We start from the raw sequence: 24,112 nt of genomic DNA, 5'->3' as shown, positions 1-24,112 counted from the left end.
CAGCACTCTCAGAAACCCTGGCTCCACGCCGCGGCGACGGCGGCCCGCGTCTTCACGCCGAGCTTGGTGAAGATCCGGGACAGGTGCGCCTCGACGGTCTTCGGGCTCATGAACAGCTGCTCGGCGATGACCCGGTTGGTGTGGCCGGCGGCGACGAGCTCGGCGATCTGGCGCTCACGGTCGCTCAGCTGCACCGGACCGTCCTGGCTGGGCCTGCGGGTGCGGCCGCCGACCCGGCGCTGGTGGATCTCCGCCTGCCGGAACAGCGGTTCCGCTCCGCACGCGCCGAACAATGCCTTGGCCCGCCCGAATTCGGCCATGGCGGCGGTGCGGTCCGCCAGGACGGAGCCGGCGAACATGTGGGCCTGGGCCTGATAGAGCCGCATGCCGGCGCCCTCGAACGCGGCGGCCGAGGCGGCGGCGGCCTCAGCGGCGCCAACGGAATCCCCGTTGGCCAAAAGGATTGTGGCGCGGGCCAGGGCGGCGTGGCCGCGATGACCGTTGAGGCCGCTGACCGCGGCGGTCATTTCCGCCCGCTGCGTGGAAAGCTCGGCCGCCGCGAGGTCGCCGAGCGCAAGCTCCGCGTGCACCAGCGTGCGCAGCCAAGCCGCACGGGTGGGAAACTCCAGCTGTGGCAACGTTTCTCCGCCGCCTATCTCCAGCAAAGTGCTGCGGGCCCCTGGCGCGTCGCCGGTGAGCAGCTTGGCCTGGGCCAGCATGCCGGCGGCGATCGTCGGGCCACGGCCGGCGGCACTGCCCATTTCGGACACGGTCTTTTCCGCTTCCCGCAAGGCGATCGCCGGCTCTCCCGTCCACAGCTGCACGGCGACGACCACACCGGCGGCCATCGTGCGGAGCTCGTCGCTGCCGACCAGCACCGCCGCCTCGAACGCCTCGTCGGCGTGCCGGGCGGCCTCGTCCAGTCGACCGGTCCACAGGCACGCGAAGGCCAGCCCGACGAGGATGTCGGCCAGCAGATAGCTGCGCCCGCTGGCCCGGGCCAGCTCAAGGCCACGACCGAGGTGTCGGAGGGCATCGTCGTACCGCTCCAGGAAAACCTCGGTCCAGCCGGCGCGCAGGATGGATTCCAGCTGGCCCATCAACATCTTGTCCTGAGCCCGGTCGATCATGCGCACTGCGGTGTCGAGATGGGCGGCGGCCTCGGCCGTGGAGCCGTAGAAGGTGTGGGCCAGGGCCAAAAGCGCGGTGATGGTGGACAGCAGCTCATGCTCGTTCTCGGCCGTCGCCGACTCCAGGGCCCGCTCGCCCCAGCTCACGGCCGTGGCGAAGTGGCTGCCCCGCATGGCGCCGGCGGCGACCTCCAGCTCCAGCGCCGCCTTGCCCTTGCCCGTGCCCAACTCGCTGAGCAGCAACCGTTTCACGCCGGTCGGGCTGCCCAGCAGGCGCTCGACCATGGCCAACGTGGTGACGGCTTCCAACCGCTGTTCGCTCGGGCCGGCGGGTAGTCGTCCCAGCACCTCGTGCAGGATCTCGCGGCTCTCGTTGAGCTGGCCGGCGACGGCGAGCGTGTGGGCCAGCCGCATGGACAGCTCCGGCTGGTCGACGGCCCGATCCCCCAGCAGCCGCAACGCTTCCCGTAACCAGTGCGCGGCACGGGCCGGGGCCAGCGAGGTGGCCTGATCCGCCGCCTTGACCAGCACCTCCACCGCCCGCGTGTCCCCGATAGTCGCCGAACGTTCGAGGTGAATCGCTTGCACGGCAAGGGAAGCGCCGCGTTCGGCGAGCAGGCCGGCGGCCCGGCCGTGCGCGCCGATGCGCCAGCCGGCGCCGGCGCTGCCGTACACGACGGAGCGCAGCAGCGGGTGCCGGAACTGGAATCGCTGTCCGGCAAAGGACTGCCGGATCAGGTCACGGGCGATCAGCTCGTCCAGGGCGTCCAGGGTGGCGATCTCGCCGGTCTGCGCGACGGCCGCGATCAGCCCGGCCTCGAACTCCTCCCCCAGCACCGCGGCGGCCTGGGCGACCAGCCGGACCGGGGCCGCGAGGTAGGCGAGTTCACCGATGAGAACGGCACGGACCGTGTCCGGCAGCTCCTCGCTGTCCCCGGGATCCAGCCGCAGCAGGGCATCGAGGTAGAACGGGTTCCCGCCGCTGGCCAGGAACAGCTCGGCCCGGCGGGCCTCCGGCACGGATTCTCCGCACATCGCGGCCGCTTCTGCGGGCGTCAACGGGCCGACGTCGATACGCCGCCACCAGTCCTCCCGGCCCAGCGCGGAGAACGCCGTGGCCAGCCGGCCCGGCAATTGCCGGGGCCGATAGGCCATCGCGAGCACCGCGGGCCCCTCGGGCGGGTGCCGCAGGACGTGCTCGATCAGCTCCACGCTGGCCTCGTCGGCCCAGTGCACGTCGTCCAGCACGAGCACCGTGCCCGGCAGCAGCGACCGCGCCGACCGGTACAGCGCGGCACGGCCGTCCGGGGTGTCCACGCTGGTCAGCAGGTCCGTCCAGGCGTCGCCGAAGGCGTCGGAGAACATCGCGAACGGCAGCCGCTCGAACTCGGTCGCCTTGCCGGCGGCGACCGGACGGCGGCGCGTCGAGGCGGCCGCGCGCAGCTCGGCCAACAGGGCCGTCTTGCCCATTCCGGGCTCGCCCACCAGTTCCACGACCCGGAAATCATCGGCGTCAAGAGCGCGCGCCAGCTCCCCGAGCTGCGCTTGTCGACCCACTACACCGAATGCCACCGTCCGCACCCCATCGCGACACATGTAGGGAAATGCCGGATGTTAGCGGAAACGGGGGATCGACATGGTTGTCGTGTCGCTGTCGCGGCCGAACACGCCCGCTGACCGCGTCACGGAAATGTCTCGGACAAAGATCAAGCAACAAGGAGAAATGGACTCGTGAGCACGCCCCAGGCCATGCTGCCGGCAGTTCGGCGCCCCGGCACGATCATAGCCGCGCTGATCGCCACCCTCGTCTCGGCAGCGGCCGGCGTCGCCGCCGCGATCACGGTGTTCGCCGGCGGCACGAACATGGTGAAGTCGCTGCTGGAGGACCCGGCGGTGCAGGCCCGGCTCGGCCTGTCCGACGACCTGTTGAAGACGGCGCAGGACCTCGGCGGGGACCTGTACCAGCAGGTGCTCGACCAGGCATACGCCACGCTGTCGGCGCGGGCGGCCTTCGGCGCCGTGCTGGCCGTGCTGCTGCTGGTGTTCGCGGTGCTCGCGCTCGGCGCGGCGCTGTGGGCCCGCATCCTGATCACGGTGGTCGGCGTGGTCGCCGTCAGCCTGCAGCTGCTGGTGGTCACCGATGTGGCGACCAGTTCGATGAAGCTGTTCGGGCTGCTGGTGGTGGCCAGCACGGTGGTCGCGATCGTGCTGTGGTGGCTGCCGGCCAACGGCCGGTATGCCAAGGCGCGCAAGGCTCCCCACGCCTGAGGCGGGGGACGCTGAGCCCGCGGGTGAGGCGGGGCCGACGTCCGCGGCCCCGCCTCAACGCGTGCTCAGTTCTTGCTGACGAAGGTCGCCGCGGCCTTGCGGCCGGCGGTGACGGTCGCGTTGTGGTCCTCGATCTTGCCGGACTTCGAGCCCGGGAACACGATGTAGGTCACCGGGTCGGCGGTGCCGCCGTTGCTGGGATCGGGGTTGATGCCCAGCGCCTGCGCCGTCGCGTAGGACGCCTCGCCGATGATGTTGTTCGGGCCCTCGTCGCCGAAGACCGCGTACTCCACCTGTCCCTTGTAGACCACGGCCAGGATGTCGCCGCCCTTGATGCCGTTGCTGGCGTACTTGAACCGGCTGCTGGGCAGCGGGATCACCACGTACGGCGTCTTGGCGGCGTTCATCGGCTTGCCGTCGGACTGGTGGAACGAGGTGTCGTTCTGGTAGCAGCAGTCGGTGTTCTCGTTGCACTGGGTGGTGCGCTGGCCGTCGCAGTCGATGTTCATGCCGGACGTCCAGAAGAAGGCGCCGGTGGCGCCACAGATGTTGACCTTCTTGTTGGCCTGGGTGTTCGTGTACGTGCCCTTGCTGACGACCTTGCAGTTGGCGGTCTTCGCCAACAGCTCGGCCGCCGTCGGGCTGCCGCCGTCGGCCTTCGGCGCCGCCTGGGTGGCGGCCGGGGCCTGGGTCGCGGCCTGAGCGGTCAGCTGAGCAGGGACGAGCACCACGGCGGCAGCGATCAGGGCTGCCAGCGCGTACTTCAACTTCGCCATGCGATTCCTCCGCAAGATGGCTCTAGACCACTTTGCGGCGGCGGATGGTCAACGTTGTACGGCATTCAAAGCTGAGCCGTCAACGTGTGTCAGGCGGGCAGCCGGTCCAGGAAGGCCCGCTGTCCCTTGACCAACTTGACGCGGGCGTCGTCGACGGTGAACCAGGCGACCCGGTCCACTTCCGGAAACTGCCTGGTCTTGCCGGACCTGGGCGGCCATTCCAGGTCGAAGGTGCCGGGCACGACCGCGTCCGGGTCAAGATCGCCTTCGACCGCCCACAAGGTCACGGTCTTGCCGGACTGTTTGACGTCGCCCAGCGGCAGCAGCTCCCCCGCCGGCGCCGGCAGCCCCAGCTCCTCCCGGAACTCGCGGCGGGCGGCGGCCAGCGGGTCCTCGCCGTCCTCGATCAGGCCCTTGGGCACGGACCAGGCGCCGTCGTCCTTGCGGGCCCAGAACGGGCCGCCCATGTGGCCGATCAGCACCTCCGTCCGGCCGTCGACCTTTCGGAACACCAGGATCCCCGCGCTGCGCATACGGCCAGTATCTCGTGACGATGAAGTGACGGCCCGCCGATACCCTCCGGGTCACCAACCCGGAGGGGGAGCACCATGTCTCGACGGCCCGTCCTCGTCGCGCTGGCGGTTGTCGCTGTGACCGTCGGCCTCGCGCCGGAAGCCGCCGCATCGCCGATCGGCCACCACCAGCCGACCGCGGAGATCTTCGCGACCGACAACACCGCCACCATCACGGATCCGAACGACCCTCGCTTGAAGGACCGTCTGGTCGCTTTCGGCGCTCAGGTGCGGGGCATCATCGCGACCAACGGCTCATGGCCCGGTTGCAGCACCCTGCTCGACGGCGTCTTCTGGTCCGACGACCTGAAGACCGCCACCTACGAGCGGTCCCGCGAGTTCGATGTGGACCACGTCAGCGCCGGCGGCCTGCACCACATCGCGTCCGTGATCCGCAAGCAGTACCAGCAGGAGTCGGTGCTCACGTTCCAGTACCTCCCGCAGCCCGGCGCCGACTCGGTCGAGGTCGAGGTGCCCGGCGTCACCGTGCAGCAGCTGTTCAACGGCCTGGCCGCAGACCCGGTGCTGCGCGAGGAGCTCGGCGGTGGGTCCGTGACGGCCGACGGCGGGCGGCTGGCCCTGATCGCCGACAAGTCGGAGCTGGCCTCGATCCGCGAGTTCGTGGGCGTGCTGGGCGCGAACTGGTCGAAGGCCACGGTCGCGTACGGGCACCTGGAGTTCGTCGCGGACTGACAGCCGCACGATGCCGTGACCGAGCAGCGCGATCACCAGCACCGCTGCCATGAGCTCCACCGCACCACCCCCTGGCGCGGCGCCGGCGGTCCCCCCGAAGGACCTGCCGGCGCCGCCGCCACCAGGTGTAGACCCGATGCGATGTTCGGTGTCGCCGATCGCTGTCGAACAATCGGAGTCCTCACAACGTCAACGCTGTGACGTGCGGAAACGCGCCCGGTAGGCGGTCGGTGTGACCGAGAGGGTGCGCAGGAACAGCCGGCGCAGCGTCTCCGCCGAACCCAGCCCGACCCGCCGGGCGATGAGATCCACGGGGTCGGTGCCGCTCTCCAGCAGCGCGCGGGCCGCCTCCACCCGGACGGTGTCGACGTACTCGGCCGGGGTGCGGCCGATCTCCGCCGTGAACAGGCGGGCCAGGTGCCGGCCGCTCATGTTGACGCCGGCCGCCAGCTCCGGGAGCCGGTGCGAGCCCGAGGGGTCGGCGACGATCGCGTCCATCACCTGCCGGACGACGGCGCTGCGTGGGTTGCGGGGGCCGAGGCGAGCGCTGAACTGGGACTGGCCGCCCGGCCGGGCCATGAACACCACCAGCTGCCGGGCGACGGCCCGGGCCAGGTCGGCGCCGTGGTCGTCCTCGATCAGCGCCACCGTCAGGTCGATGCCGGCGGTGATGCCCGCGGAGGTGACGATGTTGCCGTCGCGGACGAACAGCGGATCCGGCTCCACGATGATCTTCGGATAGCGGCGTTCCAGGTCCTCGGCCAGCTGCCAGTGCGTGGCCGCCCGCCGCCCGTCGAGCAGGCCCGACTCGGCCAGCGGGAAGGCCCCCGCGCACACGCCGGCCACCCGTTTCGACCGTTGGGCCAGCGTTCGCACGGCGTCGACCAGGGCCCGGTCGGAGACCGCCCGCTGCCAGTCCGGCCGCCCCGGCACGATCATCGTGCCGATGTGCGCGGGCACCTCGTCGAAGGTGATGTCGGCGGCGATCCGCACCCCGGCCGAGGTCGTGACCGGCTTGCCATCGGCCGAGGCGATGACCACCTGATAGTCGGCGCCCTGCTCGTTCGCGCTGGTCAGCGCGTCGACAGGGCCGGCGACGTCCAGCAGTTGCACGCCGTCGAAGGCCAGCACGACCACCAGGTGGCGGCTCATTCCGGCCAGTCCGAGTTCAGGATCGTCTCGACGAAGTCGCCGCGCCGGAAGCCCGGCACGTAATGGGCCAGGACGTCCGCCTTGACGTTGCCGAAGGTGGTGTCCGGCTTGGGCGCGATTCCGTCGGTGAAGGACTGGAGGATGCGCCGCTTGAAGTCGGGGCGGGGGTGCAGGGCCACGACCTCGGCCCGCTGCTCGGGGCTGATGTCGTGGTAGCCGATGCCGAGCACGTCGTACTCGACGCCCGCCGTGAGCAGCGCGATCTCGGGCTCCATGAACTCCGGGATGCCCGGGGTGGTGTGCAGGGCGATGGCCGTCCACACGCGACGGACGCTGTCCTCGGCGACGTCATGGCCGCGCAGGAAGTCCCTCGCCGCGACCGCGCCGTCCACCTCGAACCGGCGGCCGCTGGCGTGATGCGCCTCGCCGAGGCCGATGTCGTGGAACATGGCCGCGACGTACAGCAGCTCGGGGTCCCAGCTCAGGTCCCGGTTGCGGCCCTGCAGGCTCGCCCAGTGGTAGACGCGGCGGGAGTGGTCGTACACGAGGTCGGTGGTCTGGTCGCGGACGAGTTCCGTGGCCTCGCGGGCGATTTTCGTGTCGGGGATCTGGATCGTCGTCATGACTACGATCCTCGTATCCGGACATCGCTTCGGCCCGCGTCCATCAGGCCACCATACCCACGTATCAGGACAAGCGCCGCTGCCACCAGCGGCGCTTCCTGTCCTCGGTGACGATCGGCGGCTGTATCGGTTTCGCGCGGGCGGCCCGCCACTGCTCGACGGTCTCGTCGGCATCGACCGGACCGACCTTCACGTGCGGGCCGGACGGCGAACGCAGCCAGGCCACGATCCGCTTGTTCAACTCCGACACATGCTCGCGTACCTGCCGCTCGGACGTCAGGTCCTCGATCACGCCCGGCAGGCGCTCGATCTCCTTGCGCAGCTGGAGCGACTCCGGCAGCAGCGCGCCCCCGACGCCGCCCTCCCGTGCGACATAGCTGCGCGCCCACCAGTCCGGGTCGCGCAGCTCGCCGCGGTCGGGCAACGGTTTCCCCTTGCCCGGCAGGTCGTCGAACTCCCCCCGCTGCTCCCCCTCGCGGATCTGCTTGTCCAGCCACGTCTCGAAGCTCATGCCGGCCGGCTTGCGTTCCGTCACAAGGCCGATTCTACTGGATTTTGCCCGAGAACGAGGCGGAGCTGCGGCAGGTGCCGGAGGTCGCGGACTGGCAGTTCACGGTGATCACCAGGTGCTGTCCCGGCAGGATGCGCCAGGTCTGGCCGACGTGGTAGTCGAAGGCGCGGAAGTTGCCAAGGCCGAACTCGGCCAGCACCTGGTTGTCCCGCTGGATGCGGATGATGCCGTTGTCGCCGTACGGGTTCTGCAGCAGGAAGTCGGTCACCACAAGGACCTTGTCGGCCGGCGGCGGCACCTCCATGCCGAACTTCTTGAAGTTGTTGGCATCCGCGGTCACCGCGGCGTTGGCGACGATGCGGAAGTCCGTCGCCGTGCCGGGGACGTCGGTGGCGCCCGTGCCGCCCGCACCCGTGCCGGCGCCCGGCTTCGGGGCGTTGCCGCCGCCGGCCGCCTGCTGCGCCTGCGCGGCCTGCTGCTGCGCCGACTCGGCCTGCTGCTGCGCGCGGTCGGCGATGGAGATGACCGGGGTCACCTGCTCCTGCGCCGCCTGCTTGGCCGTCGACTGCACCTCCGGCTTGACGATCGTGAACCACAGCACCACAGCCAGGATCAGCAGCGCGATCAGCGCCGCCAGCGCCGGCAGCAGCCACTTGGGCAGCAGCTGGTTCTGGATGAACGTGCCGTCGGCCGAGACCGGGTCGCCGCCCGTGGTCAGCACCGTGGTCTGGAACTGGTGCTTGTGCTCGACCCCGCGCAGGTACCGCTTGTGCGGCCGGGCCGTGAACGGGACGAACGCGGCCGTGCCGGGATCGACGGTCAGCGTCGGCTGGCGGAAGCGGAAGGACAGCCGCTCCTCGGTGTCGGTGGCGATGAGCTCCACCTCGGCCGGGGCGTTGCCCAGGTTGTCGATGACCAGCTCGTGCCGGCCGTTCATGCGGCCGTGCGAGGTACGCGGCGTGACCTCGGCCCGCAGCTCCATGAACGCCGCGACGGTGATGACGCCCTCGTCGACGACCGAGCCCTCCGGGTCCTCCCGGGACTTGACGCGGACGCCGAACGGCGTCTGCCCGGCGCGCGCGTCGGCGCTGCGCGGCGGGGCGAAGGTCAGCGCCACGGTGCCCACGTCGCCGGGCATCAGGTTCACGACGCGAGGCTCGGCGGTCGCCCACTTCTGCGCGTCGCCGATGACGTCCACGGCGAACTGGTCCACGATGCTGCCGGTGTTGCGGATCTGCACGACACAGTGGGCCTGTTCGCCGGGAGTGACGGCCAGGCTCGGCTGTTCGAGCGACGTGATGGCACCCATGGCGGAAAGTGTCGTGCCCTGGCACGATCTGAGGCAGCGACGTTCGGGAGCCGCAGGGGGCGACACGGGTCGCACCAAAGGGCGACCAGCGGCGACCGGAAGGTCGCCTGTTCAACAGCAGCGGCCGTGGCCGGCCGTGCCCTAGCTTCTGGCCCATGAGCTTGCATGTCCGCGGGCCCCTGCTCGCCCTCCTGGCGGCGGTCGGTCTCCTCCTGGCGACGACCGTCCTGCTGGTGGTCGGCCAGGGGCCGGCCGCGGTCGCGGCGGTGTCGCCGGGAACGACCGTACGCGCCTCCGTGCAGAACAACGGATCCCAGGCGAGCAGCGGCGGTTCGTGGTCGACAGTGTCGGCCGACGGCCGCTACGTGGCCTTCGCCAGCCGCGGGCTGGTCCCCTCGAACTCCGAAGGCAGCCACCTGGACGTGTACGTGCGGGATCTGGTCGCCGGCACCACCACGTTGATCAGCACCGGCCCGGACATCATCGTCCACGCGGCGCCCGACGCCCTCAGCGACAGCAACGGCGACAGCTACGAGCCGTCCATCTCCGCCGACGGCCGGTACATCGCCTTCACCACCCAGGCCAGCAACATCAGCGGCGCCGCCGAGGGCGGCGGGCACGCGATCGTGGTGTGCGACCGGGATCCCGGCAACAGCGGCAAGTTCCAGAGCCCGTGCGCCTTCACCACCGTCAGCGTGCTGCCGCCGGAGACCGGGACGCACGGCGAGTCCCTGAACGCCCACTCCCCACGGCTGTCCGGCGACGGCTCCCGTCTCGCGTGGATCGAGGGCTCCGGCTGTTACACGGAGGCGGTCGGGCAGGAAACCCTTCTCGTCACCACGTTGCACAAGTCCGCCACCGGCTCGCTGTCGGCGCCCGCGCGCACCGATTCCATCGCGCAGAACATGCCGCTGCCCGATTCCCGCACCGAGGACTTCTGCGACCCCGCGCTGTCGGCCGACGGCAACCACCTCGTGGCGTCCGTGAAGTACATGTCCACCCAGACCGACGGCGACTTCTACGCCATCGTCAGCAATGACCTGCGCACCAACAAGATCACGCGCCTTGACGTCACCACCGGCGGCGACCCGCTGAACTCCCGGGCCCAGTACTTCGAGCCCACCGTCAGCGCCGACGGCCGGCACGTCGCCTTCACCAGCATCACCGACGGCGACACCTCCGCCCGTGTGCACCTCGTCGACCGCGCCGCCGGTCCGGGCGCGGTCGTCAAGACTTCCGTGGTGTCCAAGGACTTCGCCGGCAACGAGCACGACGGCAAATACCCCGCGCTGTCCGCCGACGGCCACTACCTGGCGTTCGTCACCGACGCCCCCGAGATCACCGAGAGCACCGGGCCCAGCGTCACCTTCAACTGCTTCCACCCGAACATCCTCTCCCTGCGCAAGAACGCCGTCCTCCAGTCCTCTTCCGCCCCCGAGCCCGGCATCCAGGCGTGCCAGGTCGTGGTCGTCAACCTGCTGACCGCCCAGCACCCCGAGCTCGCCTCGGCCAACCTGAAGTCCGCCCCCGGCGACCGGGACAGCCTGTTCCCCGTCATGCCCGCCGACGGCGGCTCCGTCGTCTTCGACTCCGACGCCGACGACCTGGTGGCCGGTGACACCAACCGCACCACCGACTCCATCGTGCGGACCTTCCAGGCCGGCGTGATCGCCGACCCCGTCGACTTCGGCTCCGTGACCGTCGGCCAGACCGCCGAGCGCACCGCCACCATCCACCACACCGGCTTCGGCCCCCTCGGCTTCGACCAGGTCGCCACCACCGGCGCCGGCTTCTCCGTCGGCGGCCAGACCTGCACCAACGCGCCCTTGAACGGCACCGACACCTGCCTGGTGACCGTGAAGTTCTCCCCCACCGACACCACCGCCCGTACCGGCGTCCTGTCCTTGCGGGCCAAGGGCTCCGGCAAGATCTTCACCGTTGATCTTCGTGGCGTCGGCACCCAGGTCGTGCTCAAGCCTCCGCAGTTCTCCGCCGGCCCCGACCCGCTGGACTTCGGGCAGCAGCTGCCGTTGGCCAAGAACGTGATCAAGCTCGTGACGGTCGTGAACAACGGGCAGTCACCTCTTGTCGTGAGTGGGGTTTCCATCACTGCGGGTCAGCAGGCGGGTGACTTCTCCGTGTCTGCCAACGGATGCACCACCGTCCAGGCTGGACAGACGTGCACCGTCACCGTGAAGTACAGCCCCACCGGCCGCGCCGCCTTCGCCACCACACCCGACCAGCGCACCGCCGCCCTCCGCTTCGAGGACAACGCCGCCGGCTCGCCCCATCTGTTGGCGTTGAGCGGATCCGTGACCATTCCCACCATCAAGCTCAGCCCCACCGTCGGTTCTCCCGGCTCCGTGATCACCGTGACCGGCACCGGCTTCGCCGCGTCGAGCGCCGTTCTCGTGCACTACATGAACGGCTTCCCCGAGTCGGCGACGGTCAACTCCGACGGCAACGGCAACTTCAGCACGCCACTGCTGGTGTTCCCGTTGAGTGAACTCGGGCCTCGGACCGTGCAGGCCGCGGTGAACGGGACCACGCCGGCGGTGGCCGGCACCGCCGAGTTGTTGGTCAGCCCCGGCAGCCTCGTCTCCCCGGAGTACGACTCCCGGCACTGAGCCTGCGCCGAGGGGCCTTCGCGGCATTGCCGCGAAGGCCCCTTTTGCCGTTTCCGCAGCTGGTCACGCGTCGCCAGGCATGATGTGCGCCATGACGCACACCCCTCGTCGCATGTTCGAGCTCCTGGAGCCGATCTGTCTGGTCACGTTCATGTCCGACGAGTGCAACGAGGAGCTGGCCGCGCTCGGCCACCGCACCTACTGGGACGGCTACTTCGCCAGCCGCGCCGCGCCGCTGGGGCGGGTGCCGGCGGAGGTCGTGCACGCGGCGTTCTACAACTTCGCCGACGGTGAGGCCGCGCGACACATCCCCAGCGCGTGGGCCACGATCCCGCCCGAGGCGTCCGTCGCCGCGCGGGAACGGGGCAGCGCGGCCTCCCTGCGGCGGATTCTCGGCGCCGAGCTGGCCGACTCCCCCGGTCTGGTGCGCGCCGCCGACCTGACCACCAAGGCGGCGACGAGCGCGCCCACCAACGGTCGGATGATGTACGCCGGGATGCGCAGCCTGCCGGTGCCGGGCGACCCGGTCGCCCGGCTGTGGCATTCCGCGACCACGCTGCGCGAGCACCGCGGTGATGGCCACATCGCCGCCCTCGTCGTCGCGGGCATCGGCGGCATCGAGGCGCACGTGCTGTCCGCGATCGAGATGGGCATCCACCCGCCGGAGTCGTTCGGGCGCATCCACCACCTGCCCAAGCAGCGGCTGGCCGCGGTCATGGCCGGCCTGCGCGACCGTGGGCTCGTCGACGCCGACGGCCGGTTCACCGACGCCGGCCGGGCGACCAAGGAGCGCATCGAAGCCCTCACCGACGAGCTCGCGGCCCCGCCCTTCGACGGCCTCTCCCCCGCCGAGCTGGACGAGCTGGTCGCCGAGCTCGAACCGATCGCCGCGCGGCTGGTGGCCGCCGGCTCGCAGTGACAATCCGACAGCGACATACCGAAAGGCGTCCCGGACCAACGTCGTCCGGGACGCCTACTCGGGCGGGGATCAGCTGCGTTGGAACAGCTCGATCTCGCTGATGGCCACGTCGGTGCCGTGCAGCGACTGGTAGGTGGCCATCACGTGCAGCTCGACGCTGGTGATGTTGTGGCCGTTCTGGAGGGTCAGCTCCTGGGGATCGGGCTGGTCCTTGAGCTGGAGGTCCTCGGTCTTGCCGGTGGAGTAGACCAGGTGCAGCCGCTCGACGCGGAAGGTCTGGTCGAACTTGTCGTTGTCGCCGTTCTGGATGATGGCCTTGTCGATGTTCACCGGACGGTCGAAGGTGAACACGAGGGTAGCCTCGCCCTTGTTGGTGGGGGCGGCCCAGAAGCTGTTGCTGACGCTGTCGGCGGCCAGGTCGGCCGGGTGGGTGGGCTCCTCGAAGGTGGCGGTGACCTTGGTGGGGTGCACGGGGGCATAGGTCATGTCGAGGGCGGACTGGGCATCCTGCTGCCACGAAGCGACCTGGTTGTTGACCCACGTGCGGACGGCCGGCAGGGAGCCGTAGGCGATGCCGCCGAGCACGAGGACGACGGCGACCAAGGCCCGGATGGTCTTGAAGGCGGCGCCGAAGGCCCGGCTGGACGCGGTGCGCTTCGCCTTGCGGTCCTTGGCGGTGCGCTCCAGGGCCTTACGGACCTTGGTGCGGCGCCTGGGCATGATCTTGCGCCACCACGGCGTCTTGACGACCTCGGCGGTCAGCAGGCTGGCGCCGCAACGACTGCAGAACTTGCGCGTGTCGGGGTTGCCCTCGCCACAGTCGCCGCAGATCAGGTCGCCGGGCTGAAGACGCCGCGTCGGCGGCTTCTTGACGACCGCGGTGACCCGCTTCTGCTCCCGTTCGGGGAGCACGGACAGCGGATCGGGCTTGGGCGGCGTCGCCGTGGTGGCATGGAGCGGGGCGACCAGCGCGGCCTCGATCGGCGGCTGGGCGGTGTGGGGCTGGGCGGTGGGAAGTTCGAGCGACGGCTCCGCCACGCCCAAGGACCCCGTTGCCGGGGCGAAAGAGCCGGGCACGCCCATCGGAACGGCGGTCAGCGGTCCAGAAGGGCCGACCGGAGCGGGCGGACCGACCGGGGCAGGCGTGGCAAAAGCGGCAGCAGCCGGACCGGGAGGGCCGACCAGGGCCGGTGAGCCGACCGACAGGCCGGGAGGGCCCACTGGTGCGGCCGCCCCGGTCGGCGGGCCGGCGGGCGTGGGAGGACCGACCGTGCCGGCGGGCGGACCGGGAGGACCAGCCGGCCGCGGCGGGCCGACCGATCCCGCCGGCGGACCGGGCGGACCAGCCGGCGGCCCAGGCGGACCGGCGAGTGGACCGGGCGGGCCGGCGGGCGAGCCGGGCGGACCGGCTGGCAGACCGGGCGGACCGGGAGGCTTGGGCGGGCCGACGGTGGCGGCCGGTGGGCCGGGAGGACCGGGCGGGCCGACGGTGGCGGCCGGTGGGCCGGGAGGACCGGGAGGACCGCCGACACCGGGCGGACCCGGCGGGCGAGGGGGACCGCCGACGCCGGGAGGACCGGGAGGGCCCGGGGGACGCGGAGGACCGCCGATGCCGGGCGGGCCGGGCGGACGGCCCATGGGGCCGCTCTGGGGCGGCAGCGGATCCCGCTCGCCGACGTCCATGTACACGATGGACTGGATACGCTCCAGGAGGGAGCGCTTGGCGGGGGCGGGCTCCTCGGGCTCGGGCTCGACGACGGGCGGGGGCTTGGGGGTTATCTTCTCCCCGGTCCACTCCAGGAACTCGCCGCAGGACCCGCAGAACGAGTCGGCGTCCTTGTTGTGGAAACCGCAGCTCCGGCAGACGATCACGACGCAACCACCTCCACCCTGTGCACGACGTGCGCCGGCTTGGCGGCGGACACGACGGCGTCGACGGCACTGACGGACACGGACGACGGGTCGGCGACGGAGACCCGGACGGCCAGGCGGGGCTGGTCCTGGCCGGGGAACTCGGCGCCGGGGGTCATGGACCAGGCGACGCCGCCGCTGTCGGCGACCCGGACGCGGCCACCGGTGAGGACCTCGAGATTGTCCTGAAGCCCGGACACGGTGCCACGCATGCGATACATCTGAGCGGCCTGGGCGATGGCGGCGCGCTGCCGCTCGACGGGCCAGCTCTCGTCCAGCTCCAGACCGACCCACCCGGCTAGCCAGGCCAGGAAGTCCTCGGGGGCCAACGCCGGGTCCAGATAGGACGACAGATTGTCCAAAGTAGATAGAACCGGGGCCAGGACGTCGTCGAAGCCGGAGACGAAGCGAACGGTGAAGGGGTCTTCCTGGAAGATGCCGGGAAGCATGGCCGACAGCGGAACGGCGGTCGGCAGCCCGGGCACGGTGCCACGCATCAGTGCTGCTCCACTCTCACCTGGTGCTCATAGGAAAAGGCGAGGCTGCACGGGTCGAGCTCGATGCGCTGGCTCTCCCCCTCACGCACGCCGGTCACGGGATTGGCCCCGAACAGGCGCACGTCCTCGACCATGTCGACGCCACGAACCCGTTGCAGCAGACCGAAGATCTCGCCGGAGGCGACGGGGCGGCCGAAAGGCCAGCCGGTGCCGTCGGGACCGCCGCTGATGGGGTTCAGATACGCATACAGCGAAGCCAGAGCCTCGGTGCGGATGCGGGCGACATCGGCACGGGGACGAGCGACCAGGCGAGTGACGACGGTGATGCCACGGTAGCGCGGGGGCTCGACCAGGACACGGGTGCCGATGAGGCGCACCTGGTCGAGATGGTCGGCGATCCGGCGGAGCATGGCCTCCTCGGGCACCAACTCCCCCAGCTTGATCCCGCCGTCCTCGGACGCGGCCGGCACGACCAGCACCCGTACGGCCCCGGCCTGCACGTCGTCCTCGCCGGCGGTGACGCAACGAACCCGGGCCAGTTCGGGGGCGATCTCGCGGACGATGGCCTCATAGTCCTCGGCGGTGACAGCACGGCTCCTGGTACGCAACAGGATCGGCCCACGGGCCTTGGCCTCGTCGATGGTCTCGGCGTCCACGCCGCCCTTGGCGAAGTCGAGGTTTTCCACCCGGTCCACGAAGGGAATCGACGACTTCAGGGTACGGATGGTGCCGCGGCCGACATTGCCGTGACGGCCGCCGCCGGTGGCGTAGCGGCGAATCCGCACGGTCTCGCCGGCAGGAGGCACGGCGCCGTGCTGACGGACGCTGCCGTCGACGTCACGAACGGCGGGGCCGAAGGTAACAGTGCCGGCGACCTCGTCGAGCACGTAGTGCTGGTCGGAAGCGCCGCTCCACGCGAAACCGCTGACCGGATGCCATTCCTGCCAGCCGTCGTCGGAGCTGACCTCCACGGTAGGCGTGGCGACGCCGCCGAGCAGCGGGGCCCGTGACACACGGAACTGTTGCCCGGCAACGCCTTCGGTCATGCCCAGCAGCTCGACGTCGACGATCTCGGCGTGGATGGCCTCCACGGTGCCGCCGACCGTCGAGGCGGACAGGCCCATGATCACCGGGGAGTCGCTGTAGGTCGGGAACTCGTCGGGAACGGCGATCACCCGAGCCCGTAACCAACCCGCCCGCTGTCCAATCAGGACAGACGCCTCATGGGTGTCCGGCACGTGCACGAGCACGCCGCCGGCCTTGTTCAACGCGGCGGTGCCGTCGCTGCTGACCAGGCACTCGGTCCAGCCGTTGCCGGTCCACGCCTCCCATACCAGGGGCGGCTGATCGGGATGAACACCGACACCCTCGACGTGACAGTCGAAGTCCAGCCGCACGACACACGAGGGCACCGGATCGGTGAGGCCGACCAGCAGCACGTCGTCCACCTGGGGCGCGGCGCTGAAGGACCCGAAGTGCCGGCCCAGCTTGAGCTCCTCGGTCCGATCGATCGGGGAGTCGTCCGAAGTGGACTGGGTGGCGACCTGGCTCAGGGCACAGGGCACGATCTGGAGATCACGCCGAGTGCTGAACAGGATCGACTCCTCCAGATCGGTGCGGGGCGTCGCGACACTGGTCCCCATGGCGACGCCGACCGAGGTGATCGCCGGCGCCGACAGCCAGAAGGTGACCGGGACCTCGGCCGGGGTGGCGGGAATCAGCCGCAGGCCGATCATGTCCAGGAACTTGACGTACAGCCGGTCCGGCACCTGGTTGAGGCGGAACAGCAGCTGGTCGGTCATGTACGCGAAGGTCTCGATCAGCGTCACGCCGGGGTCGGACACGTTGTGGTCCGTCCACTCCGGACAGCGGCGCATGACCATGCGCTTGGCGTCGTCCACCAGGTCCTGGAACCGGCGGTCGTCGAGGTTGGGCACCGGCAGCGCCATCAGTAGTCACTCCCGTCCTCGGGGATGGTGTAGAACGGGAACACCAGGTTGCGACGGTCGTTGGTGTGCTTGACGCGGTAGCTGATGTCGATGTACAGCACGCTGCGGTCGTCGCGGTCCGGCCGCACGTCGACGAGTTCGATGTCGACCCGGGCCTCCCAGCGCAGCAGCGCGTTGCGGACCTCCTCGGCCAGCTCGGCCGCGGTGGCGGCGTCGGCCGGCCGGAACACGAAGTCCCGCAGCCGGCTGCCGAACGCGGGCCGCATCGGCCGTTCGCCGGGATAGGTGGCCAGGATCAGCCGCATGGCCTGCTCCAGCTCCACCTCGCGGCGGACCAGCTCGATGCCGCCGCGCGGCGACACGCCCAGCGGGAACGCCCACCCGGCGCCGACGAAGTCCTGTGACACCACTGCCTCTTCTCAGTTCAGCTTGATCATCTGGCCCGACACCTCGACCAGGGCCGGGCTGGAGATCTTCACGCCGGCCTGGCCGGACAGCTCCAGCTGCCCGTCGCTGGTGAGCTTGAGCCCGCCGGCGCCGGCCTTGATCTCGATCTTTCCCGCGCCGGAGCAGTCGATGGTCAGCGTGCCGGCCGGGGTGCGGCTGGCCGGCGGGGCCGGCTTGCACGTCAACGTCACGGTGCCGCCGACCTGGTCGATGGCCAGCCCCAGGTTGCCGTCGCCGGTGCCGAGCGTGATCGACGACGTGGTCGGCGGGGCGGCCCCGGGCGGCCCGGGCGGCAGCTCGTCCTGCAACTGCAAGCCGTTGCCGGCCGGCGAGGTGATGCCCCGCTTGACCACCGCCCCGGAGCCGTTGACCGCGGAGCTCAGCGGCTCGTAGGAGGAGTTGTCGTTGGTCAGCCCGCCGATCACGTACGGCCGCCGCGGGTCGCCGAACTCAAAGCCCAGCAACACTTCGTCGCCGACCTCGGGCACGAACACCAGCCCGCTGCGGCGGCCGGCCCCGAGCTGCACGACCCGGGCCCAGTCGGACTCGTAGTTGGGCGACAGCCAGGGCAGCGCGACCTTCACCTTGCCCTTGCTGTCCGGGTCCTTCGAGTTCGTCACGACCCCGCACACCAGGCCGGACATGCCCGAATGTGCTTGTCCGGAGCCGGAAGCGAGCTTGAACAGCGACCGGTCCTGCCGCCCGCTGACGTAGAACCGAGTGTGGTAGCCGTTCTCCGACGGGTCGAAGACGTGCTTGGCGTTGGTGACGGTCCAGCTGCCGGCGAACTGCTTGGGCACGCCGGCGACGGTCACCTTCACCCCGGCCTGGATCCGCGGGTCGCCGACGGCGGTGCCCTCGGCCTCGGCGAAGGTGCTGGAGATGTGGTCGGCCAAACCCTTCGCGGCCTCCTCGGCCGCCGAGTCGGCGTCCGATCCGGTCGCGAGTGGACGGTCCACCACCACATAGGCGGTGTTGGACGGCGAAGAGCCGAAGTCGATGCGGGGCAGGCCCGGGATCGGCGGCAGCGCCGGGAGATGCGGCAAGGGCGGCAGCAGGCCGTCGGTGAAGGAGTTGGCCAGGTCGGCCGGCGCCTCGCCGTCGATCGTCGCGGTGCCGGTGGTGGCCGACGCGGAGCCCACGGCCACCCGCGCCGACTTGGCGTCCCACACCCGGACCTCCACGTCCGGCGTGAGGTTGGCGGCGGAGATCCGGGGCAGGAAGGTGATCAGGTTGTCCTTGAACGTCAAGGTCGGACCGCCCCCGATGCCGACCGCCGCGGCCAGCGTGTCGAGCAGGCCACCTCCGCCGCTGGGCTGGCCGGATGCCTTGCGGAAGAAGAACTCCCCGCCCACGACGCCGGTCTCGAAACCGATCTCCCGGGCCCGCGCGACCAGGAACTCCCAGTCGGTCTGGGCGACCTGGGCGATGTGCGTATGGGTGGTGCTGGACTCGTCGACCGTGCCGACGTCGAGGCCGGCGTGGTTGGCCACCTGCCGCGCGATGTCGGAGTCCTTCATGTTGAGGAAGGTCCGGGTGCGCCGGGCCCGCTGGAGCCGGTGCGCCTTCTCGTAGCCGCGGATCACGGTGTATATCAACGACTCCGCGCAGATCGCCTCGATCGCCGTGACCTCGCCCTTGAGCAGCGACGTGGTGCTGGTGCTGGTGGCGTCGCCGGCGAGGATCTCCACGGCGGTGCCGATGGACAGCCCCGCGTCGTCGGTCACGGTGCCGGACTCGTCGATGAAGGTCAGCTCGAACATGTCCGGCAGGTGCAGGTGCGTGTCCACGACGGCACGCACCAGCTTGCTCTGCACCAAGGGGGACAACGGCATCCCCATCACGGCGCCGATCTTGATGGTGGGCCAGACGATCGCGGTGGCCTGGCCGTTGAGGCCGCCGGGCATCATCGCGGGCTCCCGGCCGTCAGCTCGTCGCCGTTGGGCAGGTAGACGGTGCTGCCGGGGCGCAGGCGGGTCGGGTCGTGGATGCCGTTGACCTCGGCGATCCGCCGCCACAGCGCGGGCGTGCCGTAGTTGGCGGTGGCGATGGACTGCAGGGTCTCGCCCTGGCCGACGGTGTGCGTGCGCCGCCCCGGCTGGCCGCCGGAGGTGGGGTTCATCGGCAGGCTGCCGAGCAGGCTCGGCACCTCGCGGAAGGTCAGGTTCAGCATCGCGCGGATCGGGATGCCGGCCGAGGTGAACCGCTCGTAGCTGATCTTGCAGTTGGTCATCCGCACGCTGTACATGAAGCCGATCATCGGCGGACCCCACTGGAAGGTCAGCACCGGCGGCTCGGTGGTGAGGTTGGCGCCGGCCAGCGCGGCGACCATGCCGACCAGGTTCAGCGCGCTGCCCGGGGCCATCCAGCCCAGCAGGGTGTCGCAGCGCATCTTGGTGGTCAGGCCCTCCAGCTTGACCTCGGAGATGGTGATCTCGGAGTTGCGCACGTTCTGCGTGACCATGGCGTTGCTGCTGCCGTTGGTCGCGGTCGGCGTGGACCGGTTGCCGTACGAGCCCTGCCGGGACATCTCGATCTTCTTGGGGTTGAAGTCGAACGGCACGATGCCGAAGTTGGCCGGGTCGGTGCAGCGCAGCATGGCCGGCACGCGCGCGCCGGCCAGCGCCGCCGCGCCGATGGCGACGCCGGCCGCCATGTCGACGGCGCCCGCGGCGCCGCCGAGCGCTCCCAACGCCCCGGTCATAGGAACCCCTCATGCACGAGTTGCAGGCTTTCGATGGCAACACCGAGGGTTCGGGCGTCCAACTCGGGGCCGTCCCACTTGCTCGGGTAGACGTTGCGCAGCGACCAGCTGGCCACCTTCTGCGCCTTGGAGTCGAACAGCGTGATCTGCGCGGTGCCCCCGCCGCCGCTGGAGTCGGCGTTCACCCAGCTCTGCGCCTTGCCGCTGAGCCACGCCTGCACGCGGGGCGTGTCCTGCGCGTTCATGGCCCGCTGCAAGGTGATCGGCGGGTACTCGATCTGCCCGGGCAGGTAGGTCGGGTGCTGGTAGTTGCCGCCCTCGTACCAGACCTCGGGCTTGAAGTCGACGCTCAGGCCCGAGCACCGCGCCCAGCCGCCGAGGTCGACGCCGTCGACCGTGACGTGGAAGCGGGTGACCAGGCCGAGCATCGCGGCCGCGTTCATCGGCATGCGGCTCAGCCCCCGTAGCTGACGTCGTCGTCGAGGAAGCCCTCGTGCACCAGCTCCAGCGTCTCGATGGCCACGTTGCTGCCGCCGGCCTCGAAGTTGGCGATGGCCCACTTGGCCGGCATGGCGTTCTTCAGGTGCCAGTCCAGGACCTTCTTGGTCGACGAGTCGTACAGGGTGACCTGGATCTCCTGGTTGGCCTGGTTATGGAACGAGGTCTTGCTCAGCCAGTCCTTGACCTTCTCGGAGTCGCCCTGCGAAGCGGCCCGGGACAGCCGGACGTGGCTGTACTTGGTGTTGCCCGGGAAGAACCAGCGCTGGTTGCCGCCGTCGCCGGCCCGGTAGTCGGCCACGTCCCAGGTGACGTCCAGGCCCTCGGCCTTGGTCCAGCTGCCCAGGTCGTGGTCGCCCGGCGTCACCTTGACGGTGAACCGGTTGGCGAGACCGATGACCGACTGGTCGTTGAGTGGCATGACTTCTCCCCTATCGGTAGTCGGTCAACTGGCCGGCGCGTTCCCGGTCGACCAGCAGCTCCAGGCGCAGGCGGCTGCGCAGGCGGCTGTAGAGCCGGGCGGACAGCTCCTCCAGGTCGAGATCGTTGATGTCGACGTGGTGGTGGGCCGGCGCGGCGGTGGTGCTGGCGTCGGTGGTCGCCGCGTGCTCGGTGCTGTGCTGGGCGGTCGGCGACGAGGAGCCTTGGGATTGGCTCTGGGCCTGGGTTTGTGTCGTCTGGGACTGCTGGTCGTGGTGCGGGGTGTCGCGGTGCAGGTGGTGGCCGTTGCGGCTGAGCCGGCCGAGGACCGCCGCCTCCAGGTAACCCGAGGTCGGGTCGGGCTGCTCCTGGTCCTGCTGCTGTTGCTGCGTGCCCTGAGCGGTGCCCTGGGCCGTGCCCTGCGACGACTGCGCCTGAACCGTTGCCGCGGTGGTCTGCGACAACGGTCCTTGCTGCGTCTGGGTTGTCTGGCCCGGCGGGGTCGGTGGCGCGTGCCGGGCGGCCGAGGGTCGCAACCGCGACAACACCGCCGCTTCGAGGTAGCCGGCGGTCGGATCGGGTTGGTCCTGTTGTTGCTGTTGCTGGGTTTGTTGTTGCGTCTGCTGCTGTTGCTGTTGGGTGGGCAGGCCGAGGGCGCGGCGTTGTTCCGCGGTGAGCGACGGGTTCTGCCATTCCTGTTGCACGACGCGACGAGCGGTGTCGGTGGCCACGCGGTCGACCTCCTCGCGCACGCGGGCGTCGATCACCTGCTGGTGTTCCGACGACGACGGGGTGGAGGTCGAGGTGGCGGGGGTGGAGATCGGGTCGAGCTGGGTGTGCGACTCGGCGGCGTAGCCCGGCAGCACCGTGACCCGCGGCGAGTGGATCAGCGGCCGCGGGGCCGGGGCGGAGGACTCACCGGCGTAGAAGCGTTCCACAGCAACGGCTTCGGCCTCCAAGGCCTGGCCGTGCTCGGACGACGGCGACGGCAGCCCCAACCCGAGAGTGCGCTGCTGGACGGCGTGCACAAGCTCGTGCGCGATGAGGCCACGGGCCTTGGGGGACGTCACCGGGCCGGCCTCGTCGGGCAGATGCACCTGGCCGCCGCGGGTGAACGCCCGCGCGCCACGGGATCGAGCCTCGTCCGACACGGCCTTTCCACGCACGACAGGCACCTCGGCCACGTCGACGTTGTGGGTCTGCCGCATCGAGGCGGCGAGATCGGTCGGCACCGACTCGTGGATCAGCGGCGCCGGCTCCTCGGCGAGCGGCGGCGAGACGGGGGTGACGACCGGCAGCGCAGGCAACACAGGCAGGGCAACGGCTGGGGCAGGCTCCTCAGGAGCCGGCTCTTCCTCAGCGGACGGCTGCTGGGGAATCGGCGCGCCCAGCCCGAGACGGCGGCTCTGCGCCAGGTTGGCCCGCCGCTCCGGCCGCGGCCGCACCACTGGGGCGGGCGGCGGCGGGGCCGGCGTGTCCATGATCGGCAACGGCAGGGGCAACGGCAGGTCCGGGATGCCCGGCTCCTCGTTCTGCGGCATCGCCCAGGGCGGCGGGCTGTAACGCAGCCACGCCGGGGCCCGGTGCGGAACCCTGGCCTCGCGGGGCTCCTCGACGTGCTGTTCGTCCACATAGGTCAGTGGCTCGGGTTCTGGGGCCGACGGCAACACCACTGCGCGGCGACGCGGCGGGCGGTGCACGACATCCGCTGCCGCGCGGTCGAACTGCACCGGCTTGATCACGGAAGCGATGCCCTGCACCGAACCGCGCAGCACCGGCTCGCTGGTCGGCAGCGCCTCGCGCCGGCCGGGCAGCGGCGGCAGCACCGGGGCGGGGCCGATCACCAGCGGCGCCTTGGTCCCGAAGGTGCCAGGAAGAGGGGGCAGCGCAGTCCACTCGCGCGCCTGCGGGCGTTCCACCGTGACCGGCTCGGCAAGTGCCGGGTCGGCGTCAGCGGTCCGCTTGCGGAACGGCCAGCGCATCTGCCCCTCCCCTTCCCCTACATCTCGTTCTGATCCGACAGCTGGGTGTGGATCTTGCCTATCTCGCTGATCATCCGCTCCCGCACCGGGTGCTCCAGGTCGAGGATCGACTCGAAGGTCCAGTGCAGGTAGTAGGCCACGTACGCGACTTCCTCCCAGATCCGGTCAGCCGCGCACGTCAGGATCCCCCCGGCGCATCACCGGCGATGTCGACCCCGAAATCCTTGCCGCAGTGCGGGCAGCTGACGGCGACCTCGGTGTGGCCGTCCTGGTTGATCCGCCGGTACAGGTCCTGCAGGAACGCCAGGTCCGAGGCGAACAGGTTCTCGATGACGAACGTGTCCACAGCGGACAGATCGCCGAGCTCGGTGACCGTGCGCTCCAGCAGCAACACCGTGAGGTACGCGGGATTCTGCTTGGCGCGCTGGTCGGCCTGCGTGGTGATCTCGTCCCGGGCGGTGGCCAGGCGCATGACCCCGTTGCGGTGCAGCCGGCCGTTCTCGTCCACATAGCCGCGGGGCAGCGTGAACGGGTATTCGGTGCGCAGAGTCTCCTGCACGGCAGTCACAGGCCCACCTCGCTAGCGCTCGGCGGGTCTGCGACCCAGGTCCCAGTGCTGAATGGTTCCCTCGCAAGCTCGGTCACGGTGCCACCCGCTGGATGTGCTCGCAGACCAGCGTCACCGTCTCCATCAGCACCTCGCTGGCGCCGGCCTTCAGGCCGCCGATCTCCAGCTTGGACGGCCACGCGTGCTCAAGGTGGTAGCGGGCCACCGGCTTGCCGTCGGTGGAGTACATCACCAGCGAGCAGCTCTTGCGGGCGGCCACGATGTCGCCGTTGAGCACGGCCTCGTGCCACGCCCACAGCTCCATGCTGGCGTTCTTGCCCCGCTTGAGCACCAGCGTCGGCGGCTTGACCTTGCCGGGCAGCTTCTTGAGCACCACCGACTTGTCGGTGGACTCCATCAGCTCGACCGCCTCGACCTCGGTGGTGATGCCGAGCAGCTCCGCGAACGAGGCGATCTCGTAGCCGTCGATGGTGATGGAGAAGCGGGCCGCGGTGAGCGCGTCGCTCGGCTGGTTGGGACCGAGTCCGGAAGGCATCGTCGTGTCTCCTCAGCGTGG

Annotated in this window: 23 protein-coding genes; 4 read left to right on the top strand and 19 right to left on the bottom strand. The window is 70.6% G+C overall.

Features of this window, described 5'->3' with window-relative positions; genetic code table 11:
* Positions 1 to 8 precede the first annotated feature (8 nt).
* Positions 9 to 2,702: an AAA family ATPase gene (locus AB0M73_RS34015; RefSeq protein ID WP_363899547.1), complete on the bottom strand. Its 2,694-nt coding sequence runs from the start codon at positions 2,700 to 2,702 to the stop codon at positions 9 to 11.
* A 159-nt stretch (positions 2,703 to 2,861) separates the two neighbouring features.
* On the opposite strand from AB0M73_RS34015, the gene AB0M73_RS34010 reads away from it, so the two are divergent.
* Positions 2,862 to 3,398 (top strand): hypothetical protein, encoded by a 537-nt coding sequence (locus AB0M73_RS34010; protein WP_363899544.1) that lies wholly within the window; start codon positions 2,862 to 2,864, stop codon positions 3,396 to 3,398.
* Between the two features lie 65 nt (positions 3,399 to 3,463).
* Here the strand turns inward: AB0M73_RS34010 and AB0M73_RS34005 are convergent, their stop codons facing one another.
* Positions 3,464 to 4,174 carry a glycoside hydrolase family 75 protein gene (locus AB0M73_RS34005; protein ID WP_043724690.1) on the bottom strand — a complete coding sequence of 237 codons (711 nt, stop codon included), beginning with the start codon at positions 4,172 to 4,174 and terminating at the stop codon, positions 3,464 to 3,466.
* Positions 4,175 to 4,263: 89 nt separating this feature from the next.
* Positions 4,264 to 4,707: an NUDIX domain-containing protein gene (locus AB0M73_RS34000; RefSeq protein WP_363899540.1), complete on the bottom strand. Its 444-nt coding sequence runs from the start codon at positions 4,705 to 4,707 to the stop codon at positions 4,264 to 4,266.
* Positions 4,708 to 4,782: 75 nt separating this feature from the next.
* Between AB0M73_RS34000 and AB0M73_RS33995 the strand changes: the two genes are divergently transcribed.
* Entirely contained in the window at positions 4,783 to 5,439 is a 657-nt protein-coding gene (locus AB0M73_RS33995; protein WP_363899537.1) for a hypothetical protein, read from the top strand.
* 189 nt (positions 5,440 to 5,628) lie between these two features.
* Here the strand turns inward: AB0M73_RS33995 and AB0M73_RS33990 are convergent, their stop codons facing one another.
* From AB0M73_RS33990 to AB0M73_RS33975, 4 genes are all read right to left on the bottom strand, one after another.
* Positions 5,629 to 6,591 (bottom strand): GlxA family transcriptional regulator, encoded by a 963-nt coding sequence (locus tag AB0M73_RS33990; protein ID WP_363899534.1) that lies wholly within the window; start codon positions 6,589 to 6,591, stop codon positions 5,629 to 5,631.
* Positions 6,588 to 7,214, bottom strand: coding sequence for an HD domain-containing protein (locus AB0M73_RS33985; protein WP_363899530.1), 627 nt, complete (start codon positions 7,212 to 7,214; stop codon positions 6,588 to 6,590). Before AB0M73_RS33985 ends, AB0M73_RS33990 begins: the two co-directional genes overlap by 4 nt.
* Before the next feature lie 64 nt (positions 7,215 to 7,278).
* On the bottom strand, positions 7,279 to 7,749 hold the full coding sequence (locus AB0M73_RS33980) for a DUF1992 domain-containing protein (protein ID WP_363899528.1): 471 nt from the start codon (positions 7,747 to 7,749) through the stop codon (positions 7,279 to 7,281).
* Between the two features lie 10 nt (positions 7,750 to 7,759).
* The gene (locus tag AB0M73_RS33975) at positions 7,760 to 9,034 is read right to left on the bottom strand and encodes a hypothetical protein (protein WP_363899524.1); all 1,275 of its coding nucleotides are present in this window, start codon (positions 9,032 to 9,034) and stop codon (positions 7,760 to 7,762) included.
* Between the two features lie 155 nt (positions 9,035 to 9,189).
* Between AB0M73_RS33975 and AB0M73_RS33970 the strand changes: the two genes are divergently transcribed.
* Together AB0M73_RS33970 and AB0M73_RS33965 are read left to right on the top strand one after the other, a co-directional pair.
* Positions 9,190 to 11,661 carry a choice-of-anchor D domain-containing protein gene (locus tag AB0M73_RS33970; protein ID WP_363899520.1) on the top strand — a complete coding sequence of 824 codons (2,472 nt, stop codon included), beginning with the start codon at positions 9,190 to 9,192 and terminating at the stop codon, positions 11,659 to 11,661.
* Positions 11,662 to 11,752: 91 nt separating this feature from the next.
* On the top strand, positions 11,753 to 12,580 hold the full coding sequence (locus tag AB0M73_RS33965; RefSeq protein WP_363899517.1) for a MarR family transcriptional regulator: 828 nt from the start codon (positions 11,753 to 11,755) through the stop codon (positions 12,578 to 12,580).
* A gap of 69 nt (positions 12,581 to 12,649) precedes the next feature.
* On the opposite strand, the gene AB0M73_RS33960 is transcribed toward AB0M73_RS33965, so the two are convergent.
* The 12 genes from AB0M73_RS33960 to AB0M73_RS33905 form a co-directional block, all read right to left on the bottom strand.
* A complete protein-coding gene (locus AB0M73_RS33960; RefSeq protein WP_363899514.1) occupies positions 12,650 to 13,618 on the bottom strand; it encodes a zinc-ribbon domain-containing protein in 969 nt (322 codons plus the stop codon).
* An 830-nt stretch (positions 13,619 to 14,448) separates the two neighbouring features.
* Positions 14,449 to 14,988: a phage tail protein gene (locus AB0M73_RS33955; protein ID WP_363899511.1), complete on the bottom strand. Its 540-nt coding sequence runs from the start codon at positions 14,986 to 14,988 to the stop codon at positions 14,449 to 14,451.
* Entirely contained in the window at positions 14,988 to 16,937 is a 1,950-nt protein-coding gene (locus AB0M73_RS33950; RefSeq protein WP_363899508.1) for a putative baseplate assembly protein, read from the bottom strand. Before AB0M73_RS33950 ends, AB0M73_RS33955 begins: the two co-directional genes overlap by 1 nt.
* Positions 16,937 to 17,344, bottom strand: a complete 408-nt coding sequence (locus AB0M73_RS33945) for a GPW/gp25 family protein (RefSeq protein WP_363899505.1) — start codon at positions 17,342 to 17,344, stop codon at positions 16,937 to 16,939. The genes AB0M73_RS33950 and AB0M73_RS33945 overlap by 1 nt, the downstream gene beginning before the upstream one ends.
* A 12-nt stretch (positions 17,345 to 17,356) precedes the next feature.
* The gene (locus tag AB0M73_RS33940; RefSeq protein WP_363899502.1) at positions 17,357 to 19,294 is read right to left on the bottom strand and encodes a phage baseplate assembly protein V; all 1,938 of its coding nucleotides are present in this window, start codon (positions 19,292 to 19,294) and stop codon (positions 17,357 to 17,359) included.
* On the bottom strand, positions 19,291 to 20,088 hold the full coding sequence (locus AB0M73_RS33935; RefSeq protein WP_363899499.1) for a LysM peptidoglycan-binding domain-containing protein: 798 nt from the start codon (positions 20,086 to 20,088) through the stop codon (positions 19,291 to 19,293). The genes AB0M73_RS33940 and AB0M73_RS33935 overlap by 4 nt, the downstream gene beginning before the upstream one ends.
* Positions 20,085 to 20,537: a phage tail protein gene (locus tag AB0M73_RS33930; protein ID WP_043724666.1), complete on the bottom strand. Its 453-nt coding sequence runs from the start codon at positions 20,535 to 20,537 to the stop codon at positions 20,085 to 20,087. The genes AB0M73_RS33935 and AB0M73_RS33930 overlap by 4 nt, the downstream gene beginning before the upstream one ends.
* Positions 20,538 to 20,542: 5 nt before the next feature.
* Entirely contained in the window at positions 20,543 to 21,007 is a 465-nt protein-coding gene (locus AB0M73_RS33925; RefSeq protein ID WP_052395984.1) for a phage tail protein, read from the bottom strand.
* 10 nt (positions 21,008 to 21,017) lie between these two features.
* The gene (locus AB0M73_RS33920) at positions 21,018 to 22,988 is read right to left on the bottom strand and encodes a DUF4157 domain-containing protein (protein ID WP_363899494.1); all 1,971 of its coding nucleotides are present in this window, start codon (positions 22,986 to 22,988) and stop codon (positions 21,018 to 21,020) included.
* Positions 22,989 to 23,005: 17 nt separating this feature from the next.
* Positions 23,006 to 23,149 (bottom strand): DUF6760 family protein, encoded by a 144-nt coding sequence (locus AB0M73_RS33915; protein ID WP_363899653.1) that lies wholly within the window; start codon positions 23,147 to 23,149, stop codon positions 23,006 to 23,008.
* Between the two features lie 17 nt (positions 23,150 to 23,166).
* Positions 23,167 to 23,556 carry a phage tail assembly protein gene (locus AB0M73_RS33910; protein ID WP_363899491.1) on the bottom strand — a complete coding sequence of 130 codons (390 nt, stop codon included), beginning with the start codon at positions 23,554 to 23,556 and terminating at the stop codon, positions 23,167 to 23,169.
* Between the two features lie 73 nt (positions 23,557 to 23,629).
* Entirely contained in the window at positions 23,630 to 24,091 is a 462-nt protein-coding gene (locus AB0M73_RS33905; RefSeq protein ID WP_043724660.1) for a phage tail protein, read from the bottom strand.
* Between the last annotated feature and the right edge of the window lie 21 nt (positions 24,092 to 24,112).

The organism is Kutzneria sp. NPDC051319, assembly GCF_040682195.1.
GTDB lineage: Bacteria > Actinomycetota > Actinomycetes > Mycobacteriales > Pseudonocardiaceae > Kutzneria.
Note: the sequence above shows the minus strand (reverse complement) of the source record. Positions and strands in the feature narration are given on the sequence as shown.

Excerpts from the sequence above, each read along its gene's own strand:
- AB0M73_RS33920 (WP_363899494.1), bottom strand. The coding sequence starts at position 22,988 with ATGCGCTGGCCGTTCCGCAAGCGGACCGCTGACGCCGACCCGGCACTT.
- AB0M73_RS33935 (WP_363899499.1), bottom strand. The coding sequence starts at position 20,088 with ATGACCGGGGCGTTGGGAGCGCTCGGCGGCGCCGCGGGCGCCGTCGAC.
- AB0M73_RS33905 (WP_043724660.1), bottom strand. The coding sequence starts at position 24,091 with ATGCCTTCCGGACTCGGTCCCAACCAGCCGAGCGACGCGCTCACCGCG.
- AB0M73_RS33950 (WP_363899508.1), bottom strand. The coding sequence starts at position 16,937 with ATGGCGCTGCCGGTGCCCAACCTCGACGACCGCCGGTTCCAGGACCTG.
- AB0M73_RS33930 (WP_043724666.1), bottom strand. The coding sequence starts at position 20,537 with ATGCCGATGAACGCGGCCGCGATGCTCGGCCTGGTCACCCGCTTCCAC.
- AB0M73_RS33975 (WP_363899524.1), bottom strand. The coding sequence starts at position 9,034 with ATGGGTGCCATCACGTCGCTCGAACAGCCGAGCCTGGCCGTCACTCCC.
- AB0M73_RS34005 (WP_043724690.1), bottom strand. The coding sequence starts at position 4,174 with ATGGCGAAGTTGAAGTACGCGCTGGCAGCCCTGATCGCTGCCGCCGTG.
- AB0M73_RS33940 (WP_363899502.1), bottom strand. The coding sequence starts at position 19,294 with ATGATGCCCGGCGGCCTCAACGGCCAGGCCACCGCGATCGTCTGGCCC.
- AB0M73_RS34000 (WP_363899540.1), bottom strand. The coding sequence starts at position 4,707 with ATGCGCAGCGCGGGGATCCTGGTGTTCCGAAAGGTCGACGGCCGGACG.
- AB0M73_RS33965 (WP_363899517.1), top strand. The coding sequence starts at position 11,753 with ATGACGCACACCCCTCGTCGCATGTTCGAGCTCCTGGAGCCGATCTGT.
- AB0M73_RS33955 (WP_363899511.1), bottom strand. The coding sequence starts at position 14,988 with ATGCGTGGCACCGTGCCCGGGCTGCCGACCGCCGTTCCGCTGTCGGCC.
- AB0M73_RS33990 (WP_363899534.1), bottom strand. The coding sequence starts at position 6,591 with ATGAGCCGCCACCTGGTGGTCGTGCTGGCCTTCGACGGCGTGCAACTG.
- AB0M73_RS33985 (WP_363899530.1), bottom strand. The coding sequence starts at position 7,214 with ATGACGACGATCCAGATCCCCGACACGAAAATCGCCCGCGAGGCCACG.
- AB0M73_RS33970 (WP_363899520.1), top strand. The coding sequence starts at position 9,190 with ATGAGCTTGCATGTCCGCGGGCCCCTGCTCGCCCTCCTGGCGGCGGTC.
- AB0M73_RS33925 (WP_052395984.1), bottom strand. The coding sequence starts at position 21,007 with ATGCCACTCAACGACCAGTCGGTCATCGGTCTCGCCAACCGGTTCACC.
- AB0M73_RS33995 (WP_363899537.1), top strand. The coding sequence starts at position 4,783 with ATGTCTCGACGGCCCGTCCTCGTCGCGCTGGCGGTTGTCGCTGTGACC.